General features: G+C 35.3%; 11 protein-coding genes and 4 pseudogenes. 10 read left to right on the top strand and 5 right to left on the bottom strand.

Features of this window, described 5'->3' with window-relative positions:
- Nucleotides 1–24: 24 nt before the first annotated feature.
- The 10 genes and pseudogenes from N7U66_RS18025 to N7U66_RS17980 all read left to right on the top strand — a co-directional run bounded on the left by N7U66_RS18025 (nt 25) and on the right by N7U66_RS17980 (nt 6,930).
- Nucleotides 25–465 (top strand): hypothetical protein, encoded by a 441-nt coding sequence (locus N7U66_RS18025; protein WP_267676365.1) that lies wholly within the window; start codon nt 25–27, stop codon nt 463–465.
- Nucleotides 462–896, top strand: a complete 435-nt coding sequence (locus N7U66_RS18020) for a PorV/PorQ family protein (RefSeq protein WP_267676364.1) — start codon at nt 462–464, stop codon at nt 894–896. Before N7U66_RS18025 ends, N7U66_RS18020 begins: the two co-directional genes overlap by 4 nt.
- Nucleotides 897–1,112: 216 nt before the next feature.
- A complete protein-coding gene (gene folE / locus N7U66_RS18015) occupies nt 1,113–1,790 on the top strand; it encodes a GTP cyclohydrolase I FolE (RefSeq protein ID WP_267676363.1) in 678 nt (225 codons plus the stop codon).
- Nucleotides 1,791–1,843: 53 nt separating this feature from the next.
- A pseudogene (cysS, locus tag N7U66_RS18010) lies at nt 1,844–3,329 on the top strand (cysteine--tRNA ligase).
- 42 nt (nt 3,330–3,371) lie between these two features.
- Nucleotides 3,372–3,593: a membrane protein insertion efficiency factor YidD gene (gene yidD, locus N7U66_RS18005; protein ID WP_267676362.1), complete on the top strand. Its 222-nt coding sequence runs from the start codon at nt 3,372–3,374 to the stop codon at nt 3,591–3,593.
- A gap of 632 nt (nt 3,594–4,225) precedes the next feature.
- Nucleotides 4,226–5,155: pseudogene (lgt, locus tag N7U66_RS18000) on the top strand (prolipoprotein diacylglyceryl transferase).
- A 23-nt stretch (nt 5,156–5,178) separates the two neighbouring features.
- Entirely contained in the window at nt 5,179–5,658 is a 480-nt protein-coding gene (locus tag N7U66_RS17995) for a DUF192 domain-containing protein (RefSeq protein WP_313791303.1), read from the top strand.
- Nucleotides 5,659–5,664: 6 nt separating this feature from the next.
- Entirely contained in the window at nt 5,665–5,976 is a 312-nt protein-coding gene (locus N7U66_RS17990) for an alpha/beta hydrolase (protein WP_267676360.1), read from the top strand.
- A 56-nt stretch (nt 5,977–6,032) separates the two neighbouring features.
- The gene (locus N7U66_RS17985; RefSeq protein ID WP_267676359.1) at nt 6,033–6,527 is read left to right on the top strand and encodes a hypothetical protein; all 495 of its coding nucleotides are present in this window, start codon (nt 6,033–6,035) and stop codon (nt 6,525–6,527) included.
- Nucleotides 6,528–6,780: 253 nt separating this feature from the next.
- The gene (locus N7U66_RS17980; RefSeq protein WP_267676358.1) at nt 6,781–6,930 is read left to right on the top strand and encodes a hypothetical protein; all 150 of its coding nucleotides are present in this window, start codon (nt 6,781–6,783) and stop codon (nt 6,928–6,930) included.
- Nucleotides 6,931–7,013: 83 nt separating this feature from the next.
- Here the strand turns inward: N7U66_RS17980 and secDF are convergent.
- The 5 genes and pseudogenes from secDF to N7U66_RS17955 all read right to left on the bottom strand — a co-directional run bounded on the left by secDF (nt 7,014) and on the right by N7U66_RS17955 (nt 13,558).
- Nucleotides 7,014–10,052 (bottom strand): annotated as a pseudogene (gene secDF, locus N7U66_RS17975) (protein translocase subunit SecDF).
- A 146-nt stretch (nt 10,053–10,198) separates the two neighbouring features.
- Entirely contained in the window at nt 10,199–10,810 is a 612-nt protein-coding gene (locus N7U66_RS17970; protein ID WP_267676357.1) for a hypothetical protein, read from the bottom strand.
- A gap of 209 nt (nt 10,811–11,019) precedes the next feature.
- Complete coding sequence (locus N7U66_RS17965) at nt 11,020–11,673, bottom strand: DUF4412 domain-containing protein (protein ID WP_267676356.1); 654 nt, start codon at nt 11,671–11,673, stop codon at nt 11,020–11,022.
- Nucleotides 11,674–11,831: 158 nt separating this feature from the next.
- Entirely contained in the window at nt 11,832–12,395 is a 564-nt protein-coding gene (locus tag N7U66_RS17960) for a helix-turn-helix domain-containing protein (protein ID WP_267676355.1), read from the bottom strand.
- 237 nt (nt 12,396–12,632) lie between these two features.
- Nucleotides 12,633–13,558 (bottom strand): annotated as a pseudogene (locus N7U66_RS17955) (malate dehydrogenase).
- Nucleotides 13,559–13,677 lie beyond the last annotated feature (119 nt).

Raw genomic sequence — 13,677 nt, 5'->3', positions numbered from 1 at the left:
ACAAGCTACAGTTCTAATTTAGGTGTGGGGACTTTTGATCAGGAGTATTCATATGCCGCTACTGGTTACAATGGGAAAGTCGCATTTAACATAGGCGCTCAATATGGTGAAAAAGCCTATTTTGGTTTGAATTTAAATTCGCACTTTTTAAACTACGAACGATCTACATTTTTATATGAACGTAATAATAATGCAACGTCGATTGTCAATCAAGTCGGATTTGAAAATAACATTTCTACTATTGGTAGCGGATTCTCTTTTCAATTGGGCAGTATTTTTAAATTGTCGGATGCGCTTAGAGTAGGGCTCACTTATGATTCTCCTACTTGGATGACGATACAAGAAGAAACCACTCAATATATTGAAACGGTTCGCACGGAAGCTGGAGAGAACATTAGGCAAATTGTCAATCCTCAAGTTGTGAACGTGTTTCCGAATACACATTACAATCACCAGGAAAAGTGACCGGAAGTTTAGCCTATATTTTTGGAACCAATGGCTTGGTAAGCTTTGATTATTCTAGAAAAGATTATAGTAACACAAAATTCAAACCCACTTCTGATGCTCACTTTTCAGAACAAAACCGCCTCATGTCAAATCAATTAGTTGCTGCCGCAACATACAAACTTGGTGGTGAATACAAATACAATCAATTTAGTTTTAGAGGAGGCTATCGTTTTGAAGAAAGTCCATACAAAAATGGAACAACCGTTGGAGATCTATCAGGTTATTCCCTTGGCTTAGGTTATAATTTTGGTAATACCAAATTAGATTTAACGTATGACCAAGCGAAACAGACAAATACCCATCAATTATATAACACGGGATTGACCGATGCGACGATTATTGATGCCTTACACTCTAACGTGACACTATCTTTAGGCTTTCAATTATAAAGTCATTACGATAAAACAATGCCTACTAGCCTAAGTTTTTCTTAGGCTTTTTTTAACTAAAACAAACCCACTCAGAGGTATGATTTTAATAGACGCAAAGACTATTTACGATCCAATACCCCACTTTCAGGTGAAACAATTGAAATTAAAAAACGGTGATACTTAACTCTAATTTTTTTATTACTTATCTTTGCAGACTAATGTTTTAATGAATATATGAAAATTGAAAATATAGAAAATATTCACGATGATTTAGGCGAAAATCATGTGGGAACATCTTCTCAAACACCAATGAAAGCAGATGCTTTCAAACTTTCTGATAAAGAAAAAATAGAAAGTATCCAAGACGACGTCCGTAGTATTATGGAAACTCTTGGTTTAGATTTGACAGATGACAGTTTGAATGGCACCCCTAAACGTGTAGCCAAAATGTTTGTTAACGAAATATTCGGTGGTTTAAATCCGGATAAAAAACCTAGTGCTTCAACCTTTGACAATAAGTATAAGTATGGAGAAATGTTAGTGGAGAAAAACATTACGGTCTACTCCACTTGTGAACACCATTTATTACCTATTGTTGGAAAAGCACATATTGCTTACATATCAAACGGTACCGTCGTTGGCCTTTCTAAAATGAATCGCATTGTAGACTATTTTGCAAAACGCCCTCAAGTACAAGAGCGCTTAACCATTCAGGTGGTTAAAGAGCTTCAACAGGTGTTAAATACAGAAGATGTAGCCTGTGTTATTGATGCCAAACATTTATGTGTCAATTCTCGTGGTATTCGCGATATTGAGAGTAGTACGGTCACTTCAGAATTTGGTGGACAATTCAAAAACAAAGAAACCAAACGCGAATTTTTGGATTACATTAAATTAGATACTAAATTTTAAATTTTTAGTTTCCGTTTTCTAAACTACGACTATTACTATAACAAATAATACCCATGCAGCTTTACCAAGATCAGCAAATACATATTTATAATTCTTTAACTGGAAAAAAGGAAGCTTTTAAGAGCATTCATGAAGGGTATGTAGGCATGTATGTTTGCGGCCCAACAGTTTACAGTAACGTTCATTTAGGTAACGTAAGAACATTTATGTCTTTTGATATGATTTTTCGTTATTTGAAGCATTTAGGATATAAAGTGCGTTATGTTAGAAATATTACGGATGCAGGGCATTTAGAGAATGATGCCGATATTGGCGAAGATAAGATTACTAAAAAAGCACGATTAGAAGAGATTGAGCCCATGGAAGTCGTGCAGCGTTACACTGTAGATTTCCATAATGTCATTAATACTTTTAATTTATTACCTCCAAGTATTGAACCTACGGCTACTGGCCATATTATTGAACAAATTGAGCTTATCAAAACCATCATTAAGAATGGCTTTGGGTATGAAGTGAATGGCTCTGTTTATTTTGATGTACACAAATACAATGAAACCAATGATTATGGTATTTTAAGTAAACGAAAATTAGAGGATTTAATCCACAACACGCGCGCCCTAGACGGTCAAAGCGACAAAAAAAATCCCCAAGATTTTGCCTTATGGAAAAAAGCAGAACCGACTCATATTATGCGTTGGCCATCACCATGGAGTGACGGCTTTCCTGGTTGGCATTTAGAATGTACAGCCATGAGCACTAAATACCTAGGGGATCAGTTTGATATTCATGGGGGCGGAATGGATTTGAAATTCCCACACCATGAGTGTGAAATTGCACAAAACCAAGCGGCTATAGGAAAAGCCCCAGTAAATTACTGGATGCATGCTAACATGCTTGAACTAAATGGTGCCCGCATGTCTAAATCTACGGGAAACATAATAAACCCTTCAGAATTGCTTTCACGGTAAGAATGATATCATGTCTAAAGCATACAATCCTAATGTAGTGCGCTTTTTCATGATGCAATCTGCTTACAGAAGTGTTTTAGATTTAACAAACAATGGCCTTTTGGCAAGTGAAAAAGGTTTTCATCGATTAATGCATGCAGTGGACGATTTAGAAAACTTAAAGACCTCTAACACGACCTCCTTCGATATTCAAGATTGGAAGCAAAAATGTTATGATGCGATGAATGACGATTTCAATACTCCCATTCTGATTGCGAATTTATTTGAAGCCGTAAATTACATTAATGCTATAAAGGAAGGTCATACAACCATCACTAAAGAAGATTTAAACCTTTTTAAAACGACCATACACAATTTTGTATTTGATGTTTTAGGGCTGAAAAGTACTGCTGAAGATAGTATAATTGGTACCGATAAATTATCCGGAGCGGTTGAATTACTCATTACATTGAGACAGGAAGCCCGAGCCAATAAAGACTTTGCATTATCTGATAAAATACGCAATGAACTTGAAGCGGTGGGCATACAATTAAATGATGGTCGTGAGGGAACGACGTTTTCCACTAATTAAATCCTCCGGTTAAGTCTCTTCAAGCAAACAGACTTATGGATTATGAAAAAACTATTAATAACGCCTTTTCTTTTTGTTATAAAGATTTACCAAACCTTTATATCTCCTTTTACACCGGCGACATGCCGCTACCAACCCACGTGTTCCCATTACGCTAAAGAAGCATTAGAAAAACATGGGTTTTTAAAAGGTATGAAATTAAGCATTAAGAGAATATTGAGTTGTCATCCCTGGGGAGGCAAAGGTTACGACCCTGTTCCATAAGGGATGACAACTCGCCAGCACACCAGCTCACTATTTCGCTAAAAATGTACACCGTACATTTTCTTCTTCGCTCAGATGCCCTGGGGAGGTAAAGGTTATGACCCCGTTCCATAAAGGATGACAACTCGCCAGCGCACCAGCTCACTCTTTCGCTAAAACTATACACCGTACATTTTCTTTTTCGCTCAGATGCCCTGGGGAGGTAAAGGTTATGACCCCGTTCCATAAGGGATGACAACTCGCCAGCGCACCAGCTCACTCTTTCGCTAAAACTATACACCGTACATTTTCTTTTTCGCTCAGATGCCCTGGGGAGGCAAAGGTTACGCCCCTGTTACATAAGGGATGACGGTGCTACAGTTGTATCAAGCGCTAAAACTATACACCATATATACTTTTAGTACTCAGCAGAGGTGAGCCTCAAGAATGCTACTCAAAATGGGTTGATAATTGCATTGTTAAATCGTCGTTTAGTTCACGACGGTCTACGAGCTACTCGCTCATTACAATTAATATGACTCCTGAGATTTATCAAAATAAATTTTGCTCCCCTTTAAATTATATTAATCATTTAAGTTAAGCTCTAATAAATTGATGATTAATATTATATTTACAGTCATAAAAACAAATCTATGCACTTTTTAGAATTCGATTGGAACCCCTTAACAGGAATCGACATCGTTGGAAATTTCAAAATTCATTTTTACAGTTTAATGTGGGTTTTAGCCTTTGTCATTGGCTGGAACATCATGAAACGTATTTTTATAAGAGAGGATGTCAAGATAGAATATTTAGATCCGCTGTTTATCTATACCGTTTTAGCCACGATGCTTGGTGCCCGTTTGGGACATGTGATTTTTTACCAACCGTAACTGTTTTCAGAAGACTTCTTTAGTGTCTTTTTACCCTTTAGTTTTAAGAATGGTTTTGAGTTCACTGGTTTTCAAGGTCCGGCGAGTCATGGTGCTGCTATTGGGATTGTGGTTGCTATGTATTTTTACCGTAAAAAATACCATTACAAATCCCTCATGTGGATTTTAGATCGTATTGTAATTCCCGTGGCTTCCGGTGCTGTTTTTATACGTATCGGTAACTTCATTAATTCAGAAATAAATGGCATAGAAACCGATTCTGTTTTTGGCGTTCGTTTTATCCAAGATTATTACAATAAATATAGGATTGTAAAAGAAACAGGAATTGCCAATTATAAAGAAGCCTATCAAGCCGTAACGAATAATCCTCAGTTTCAAAACCTTTTAGACGCAGTACCTTACAGACATCCCGCGCAATTATATGAAGCCTTTAGTTATATTTTTGTGTTTCTTATATTACTATACTTCTATTTAAAAACAAACAAAGGAGAGCAACCTGGTTTTCTTTTTGGTTTGTTTTTAGTCTTATTATGGACCGTCCGCTTCTTTGTAGAATTTGTAAAAATCCCTCAAGGTGTTGAATACATTGATTGGTTTGGCTTAAAAACGGGACAATGGTTGAGTATTCCATTTATAATTATTGGGCTTTATTTCATGTTTATATACAAACAAAAAGCATCTACTAAATAATGCGGTTTATTAAACACCTATTTGTGATTGCACTTTGTGTTTCTACACTTTGTTTTACATCGTGTAAAGACACTCCAAAAAGTATTGGACAACCTGTAGTGACTTTTACTAAAGAAGGAGAACTCACCTTATACAAAGCCACCACAGATACAGTGATAACCACATTGGATATTGAACTGGCCAAAACTGATTTTGAAATACAAACAGGTTTGATGTTTAGAGAAAAAATGAAAGACCACCAAGCCATGTTGTTTGTATTCGACGATATAAGAGAACGTAATTTCTATATGAAAAACACCCGCTTCCCTTTAGATTTAATCTTTTTAGACCATAATAAAACCGTCGTTAGCTTTCAAGAAAATGCACAACCTTTAGATGAGTCTTCATTGCCATCACATGCATTAGCGCAATTTGTATTAGAAGTCAATGGTGGATTAGCTGAAAAATGGCTCCTTGAAGTGGGCGATAAAATGGATTACTTTGAGTATAAGCTTATAAAATAACCTTTTATGTCTGTTGAACATCTTGAAATAAAAACAACCCCTACAAGATGTCTCTCGGTTTCTAAATTCAATCCGCAACAGTCCAACGCTAAAACCATTGTCATCTCCTCTGCCACAGGCGTTTTAAAAAAATATTACGCCAAATTTGCTCATCACTTTTCTACTTTAGGGTTTACGGTATATACTTTTGATTATTATGGCATTGGAAAATCTAAAACGCTTCCAATTAAGAAGAATAACTCCAACTTAAACGATTGGGCGAATGATCAGGCTGAAGTATTGGCTCTTGCTAAAACAGACAGTCCGAACATAAATTAATTCTTTTAACACACAGTATTGGCGGACAATTAATTGGTCTCAATTCAAAAATCGGTTTGGCCGATGCCATAATAATGGTGTGCTCTCAAAGCGGCTACTGGAAACTCTATAAAGGTTTTAACCGATTGAGAATGTATGCCTTTTGGAACGTTATGATCCCTATCACGACACCTTTATTTGGGTATTTCCCAGCTAAAAAACTGGGCCTTTTTGAAAATCTTCCAAAGCATGTGACCTACCAATGGAGAAAATGGGGCATACAAAGCGATTACATGCTGTCGGAATTTAGTGCATCAGATTTATATTTCAAAACCGTGACTTGTAACATGTTATCCCTAAGCTTTCCAAGAGATAAATTTGCTCCTAAACTAGCGGTGGATTGGTTAGCGCACAGATTTGAAAATGCCGCTATGGACCGGCAACACATTATTCCGAAGCATTTAATATTGAAGATGTTCAACATTTTGGTTTTTTTAGAACACTGTATAAAGCATCACTTTGGAAACTCACTGAAGATTGGATTGAAAAGAATACTTAGGTGCCTATATTAAGAATCTTAGCGGTATCCCTTTGCTTTTTGCAAAGAACTTCAGTAGAAGCTACTTGACTTCTTCTCTTGCATAATTATATCGCATGCCATGAGATTAGAATACTTCCCTAAGCACTAAAACAAAGAAATTTTCTGAAAATATATGGCTCTTTTTAAGATGCTTTTTATTTAATAACACATGCCTTTTATTCAATAGCACGCTGTATTTTTTTTAAAGATTTGTAAATTAAATGTTCATTTAAAATATTTTTATTATGGATTCTAAAAACAAAATACCCAAGCAAGAACAACAAAATAAGCAAGAACAAGCGATTAACAAGAAGGGGGTACCTACTGACGGTGAGGAAATTAATCATCAAGTTAAGGATAAAAAGGAGGTGCACCAGCCAAGAGACAATGCTTAAACCTTTTTCGAGTAACTCTACTAAACAAAAAAGCCTTTCAGCTAATTAGCTGAAAGGCTTTTTAAATATTAAAACTATTTAGACTAAGCTTTCGCTTCTTCTGATTCTTCTTCTTTTACTTTGTTTTTAAGTGCTTCTGTAGCGCCTCCCTTTTTCACTGAATCGTACATGATTGGTGTTGCGATAAATAATGAAGAGTATGTCCCCACAATCACACCTACTATTAGGGCGAACATGAAACCTCTAATAGATTCACCTCCAAAAATAAAGATGGCTAATAACACGATTAATGTCGTTAAAGACGTGTTTAATGTTCTACTTAGTGTAGAGCTTAAAGACTTATCAATAACCTTATCAAACGGCCATGTTGTATGCTCGTTAAAGAATTCACGAATTCTATCAAATACAACCACGGTATCATTTAATGAGTAACCTATTACGGTTAGAATCGCTGCAATAAATGCTTGGTCGATTTCTAAAGAGAATGGCATAAACTTGTAAGTAAGAGAAAATACACCTAATACAATTAATACATCATGGAAAACGGCAGCAACCGCTCCCAATGAGAATTGCCATCTTTTAAAACGCAATAAGATATATAAGAACACCACTATTAATGAACCCAATACGGCCCGTAGAAGAGGCCGATTTAATATCATCTGCAATGGTTGGGCTTACTTTATATTTTTTCATTAACCCTGCTGTTTTACCTTCTGAATTATTAATAAAACTCGCATAATCCATCCCGTTTAAATGCGGCTGTAAGGCCTCAAACAAGGTTTTTCTTATTTCCTCATCTGCTTCTTCTGAGGCTTCATTAATTCTATACTTCGTTGTAATTTTTAACTGATTGTCTTCACCAAACGTTTTAGCATCTGCACTACCAAATACTGCTGGATCTGATAATGTTTTTGTTATTTCTGAAGCACTTACTGGTTGATCAAAACGCACTTGGTAGGTTCTACCCCCAACAAAATCGACACCTTCATCTAAACCATTCGTCGCTAATGACGCTAAACTTCCTGCAATTAAAATTCCGTAAATAATGTAAGATACTTTTCTCTTTTTAAGAAACGTAATGTCAATGTTTCTAAACAAGTTTTTAGTCATCCCCGTAGAGAACTCTAATTTTCCACCTCTTCCAACATACCAGTCTACTAATAATCTAGTAATAAAGATGGCTGTAAATAATGAGGTTGCAATACCTATTAATAGGGTAGTTGCAAAACCTTTAATAGGTCCTGTACCAAATAAAAATAAGATTAATGCGGTTAAGCCCGTAGTAATGTTTGCATCTAAAATAGAAGATAAAGCATTACTAAATCCATCTTTAATCGCTATTTTTTGATCTTTTCCTTTGGCGATCTCCTCTCGAATCCTTTCGAAAATAAGTACGTTCGCATCGACGGACATACCAATGGTTAACACAATACCGGCAATACCAGGTAAGGTTAATACTGCTTTAAAGGCACCAACGAGAATACCAAAAATTAACAAGATGTTTAATAACATCGCAATGTCAGCAAATAAACCAGCCTTACCATAATAGAACACCATCCGAGATAAGCACTAATGCCAATGCAATTAAAAAGGACATGGTACCACTATCTATAGCTTCTTGTCCTAATGTTGGACCTACTTCATCACTTTGAATGATGGTTGCTTTAGCTGGCAACTTACCGGCACGTAATACGTTCGCTAAATCGACTGCTTCATTGACGCTAAAACTACCCGATATTTGAGAGTTTCCGCCTGCAATTGGTCCATTATTAATACCTGGTGCAGAATATACTAAACTATCTAAAACAATGGCAATTTGAAGCTGCTCTTTGAAAGCTCTTGTGGTCATTTCTTCCCAAACTTTTGCCCCTTGAGCATCCATTTGCATGTTTACAATAACTTCATTTTTTAGGTCATAATCCTGTCTTGCATCATCAATACTACCTCTTAAAGGCGCTATATTTTCTCGGTTACCTTCTAACGAATATAAGGCCACTTGTTCGCTTCCTTTTTACGGCTTTCCGAATAAGAATTTTACGTTTTTAGCATCTGCAGGTAATAATGCCTTTGCTTCTTTAGAAGATAACATCTCCAATACCAGCTTCATATCTGAAACATTAAAAGTACCTACTGTTGAACCAAAACCTGGTCCCTTTACTAAATCTAAAAACGGATTAGCAACCACCTCAACTTCATTATCTTCTCCTGTTAATTCAGAAATAACATCAGACTCTTCAGTATCTTCTTCTTGGTCTGCATCTACTAGCTCACCTTCTACGGTTTCCTCTGTAGCCTCTTCTGCACTGTCTTTTACTTTTAACGATTCATTTAGCGCTTGAAAGAATGTGCCTAATTTTGCTGAGTCATAGCCAAACCAAAACTCTAACTCTGCAGTACCTGTAATTAAGGCTTTTGCACGCTCAATATCTTTAACCCCTGGTAATTCTACTAAAATTTTTCCGAGACGTTCCTAAACGCTGTATGTTTGGTGATGCTACACCAAACTGGTCAATACGTGTACGTAATACTTGTAATGCTGAAACAATAGATTCATCAATTTTTTTAGATAACGCTTCTTTTACTTCATCATCAGACATTCCTGTGGTCACAATATTGGCTTCAGATAAAGAGCGGGTTGCAAAAATATCCGGTGACGCCAATTTTTTATCGCCTTTTATTTTATCGAACTCATCGTAAAAATCATCGATATAATCATTTTGACTGCTCTTTTGAAGTTCATCTGTCGCATCCAATGCCTTATTAAAGGTTGGATCTGTAGAATTATTTGCTAATCCTTTTAAGATGTCTTTCACAGAGACTTGAAGAATGGCTTCTAAACCTCCTTTTAAATCCAGTCCTAATTTTAATGAGTTATCTTTTACTTTGGCATACGTTTCTCCTAAGAAAACGTTTTCTTTAGAGTTAGATAATGAGTCTAAGTAACTCACTTCAAACGCTTTTCTTTTCGTTTTGTAATCTTCAACAGACGTATCGTATTTTGCGATAGCCATGTCTTCTACACTATTCTCTATACTACTGTTTTTTAGCGAGAATGATAGTTGGTAAATACTTACCAATCCAAATAAAACTGCAAAGAGTTTTACTAATCCTTTGTTTTGCATTTTGATTTTTTTTTGTGTCAAATGTGTTTAAGAGATGCTTATTATATCCCTTTTTTCATTTAACAATTAATGGTTGTGATTAATGTAATATTTAGGATAGCTTTTCTAACAATGAAACAAGCTACCATTAAAGATTTTGAATACCCCTAGCTGTTGGGTCCTGCCCTAACCTCAGGTATCTTATGCGAAGTATTATCTATGGCGATAGCAATCGATCTATTTAATAAGTAGGCTACTTTTACAGCCTGATCACTTTCATGAACCGCAATAGTTTCAATAATTGAAAACACATTAGGGTTAGAAAACCGATCGTTTTCTTGTTTTGACTCAAGACTACATTTTCCACCAACATCTGAAAGCAGCGTGTTTCCGTTTTGAATTTCATAAACATCGACTTTGTAGATTTTTATATGTTCTTCAAACGGAATTTTATTTTTCTTCTGATCTGGTCTATTAGAAACATAGCCTAGCGCACTATCGCTTGTAAGTATTTCTTTTATACGCTTAACATCCGTAGAACTATAATACTTAATTTTTAACTTTCCACCGGCTACAGTAATAACCTCTACAGTTTCAATTCCTAATGTTAATAATTGCTTTTTTACAGTTGCAATAGCATCCTGTGCGTCTTTTGAAGTGTTATCTTTACCTATGAATTCAAGAACAATTTCCTGATTAGGAACAGCAAGTTGCTCCCTACAAATACCTAATGTAGCGAGAATAATAATTAAAGCACTAAAGTACCATTTGGCGTTCATGCGTTTATACCTACTGTTTTTAATGGTTATTTAAAATAAACCAAAAAAAAATCTTCTCATAAGAAGAGAATAAATTATGATTATTTTGTGCGCCAAATATATGGTTTACATAGAGAAATGCCAATAATATATTAGGTTATTATATAAAAAAGAGCCACTCTTTAAAGTGGCTCTTTTACAAGGTATCGTATTATAAACACTTTCGAAGACTACTGTCCTTCGATTTTAGTATATCCCGAAGGAGGTACCATCACAAATTTATCATCTGAAACACCTTCCTTACGAATGGCTGTCACTTGTGACGTCACAGTCATATCCATCCCGTTTTGATTGATATCCATACTTGAATACAATGGAAACCCCTCAATTTTATCTTTATAAAGACTGGAATCTGCGGAGAAGGCTTGAATTTTATCGGTAACAAAAAGCTCTATATTCATTTCATTATCGCCGTCTTTAATAGTGACAAAGTACTGTTGGCAATTGTAATCTAAAATAGTTTTACTTTCTTCCCCTTTAGTAACTATTATTTCTTTAGAAGCTAGTTCTGCATCATTAATACTTTTAGTATTGTACATTTTACCTGCTTGAGGATTATCCATTAGCACGCGAACCTCTTTTGAGTCGCCATCTGAAATCGTTGTGATATCACCAGTCATGGGATTAGACATCTCAGCACGCGATTTTGAACCTTTAAAATACGTTTCAGATACCATGTCGCCCATCATGGCAAGTTGCGCCTGTACTTGTTCGTTCTTACTCGTTATGGTTTGCTTAGAAACTAAAACACCTTCATTTAATTTGTCTTGAGCATTTACTGCAAAACCAATGGCAAATGCTACCAATATTAGAATTTTTTTCATAATCATTATCCCGAGAAAGCGGAGGCTTTATTGCTATTTGTATTTTAATTAAGCGCCTAAAGTAATAAAAATAAATAGAATATAATTTCGATTTTTTTAACCACACAGATGTAACTGTGCATATATTTAGCACTTTAAAACCTCAATTAGGAAAACCATTATCTTATGAATTTTATCAAATTAGGGTAAAACGCTCCGGTTTTGCCATTATTGGTTTTTAAAGCAAATACAATTGGTAAGGTAATATTCAAGGCATAAAGTGCGAAGAATATATATAACAAAAAAGCAGGACTTTCATAATGTTGAATTTTAGATATTGCGGCAACTGTAATTGAGGCGAAAGCCAACACAGACCATACAATTTGAAAATTTAAAAGGTTGGCTCCTATTTCTTTTAGTCCGATAATTTTATCTTTTTTATTGAACCATAAAATGAAGGGGAGAATAATATTCCCCATGGGAATAGCTAAAAATAAGAGCACTGAAAGTTGAAAAATAATAAGATAACTTTTATCGTTATGTTTTCCATAATCTAAAAGACCTTCTGTATTTATCTCAAGAACATTACATATTAAATGCAGGGTTTTTCCTCGAGGTTCGCTTTCACTATTCTCAATACGTTGGATGGTTCTTAAATTAACTTTAGCCGATTCGGCTAACGCTTCTTGAGACAAACCTTTTTTCTTTCTTACTTCTTTAATCTTTTCGCCAACTTCTTTCATAATTAATTTCGTTTATATTTTTTTTACAAAACTATTTATACAACGCATGTTTTGATAACGGTTTGTTTGCGACATTTTAATGACATACTTGTCAAAACCTTTAATTTTATCAGGTCTAAATAAGTCTCAATATCTTTGGCTAACGCATTTGTAGTGCTTACCTACTAATCTAAAACATAAAAAACCCCATATATTAAAAAATATATGAGGTTTACCTTATATGTTATTTAGTATGTACTAGAATTCTAATAAACTGTTGGTTTTCTTAACACCTTCAGCAGACTCCGCTAATTTTGTTTTTTCAACATCACTTAAACTAATTTCTACTATTTTTTCAATACCATTAGCACCTAGAACACATGGTACTCCGATCGCTAAATCACTTAACCCAAATTCACCTGCTAATAAAGCTGAACAAGGAAATATTTTCTTAGTATCACAAGCAATGGCTTGAACCATTGCAGACACTGCTGCACCAGGAGCATACCATGCTGAAGTTCCTAATAATTTGGTTAGTGTTGCGCCTCCAACTTTAGTCTCTTCTACGACTTGTTGCATACGCTCCTCAGATAAAAACTCTGAAACAGAAACACTATTTCTTACTGCTTTCCCTATTAATGGCACCATACCTGTATCGCTATGACCACCAATGACCATGCCTTCTACATCTGAAATTGGAGCCCCTAAAGCTTCGGCTAATCGGTACTTAAAACGCGCTGAGTCTAAAGCGCCTCCCATACCAATAATTCTATTTTTTGGTAATCCTGTGGTTTTATGCACTAAATAGGTCATGGTATCCATAGGATTTGAAACCACAATAATGATTGTATTTGGAGAGTGTTTAATTAAATTAGCCGATACGGTTTTAACGATTCCTGCATTAATACCAATGAGTTCTTCGCGAGTCATGCCTGGTTTCCTAGGAATTCCGAAGTAATCACACAAATATTAGAATCTGCTGTTTTACTGTAATCATTAGTCGTTCCTGTTATTTTTGTATCAAAACTATTTAATGAAGCCGTTTGCATTAAATCCATAGCTTTACCTTCAGCAAAACCTTCTTTAATATCTAGGATGACTACTTCGCTAGCAAAATCTTTAATAGCAATATATTCCGCACAACTTGCGCCTACTGCTCCTGCTCCAACTACTGTTACTTTCATTTGATTTTTTGTGTTTTAAGTTAATGATCTGCACGTTATGAGACATCCAAGAAAGCGGATGCTTCAAATTTAGCGCCTTTCACTTTAATTAATTTTAGTTTGTGTTTGTTTTTTCTAAT

This window comes from Lacinutrix neustonica, assembly GCF_026625145.1.
Classification (GTDB): Bacteria; Bacteroidota; Bacteroidia; order Flavobacteriales; family Flavobacteriaceae; genus Lacinutrix; species Lacinutrix neustonica.
Note: the sequence above shows the minus strand (reverse complement) of the source record. Positions and strands in the feature narration are given on the sequence as shown.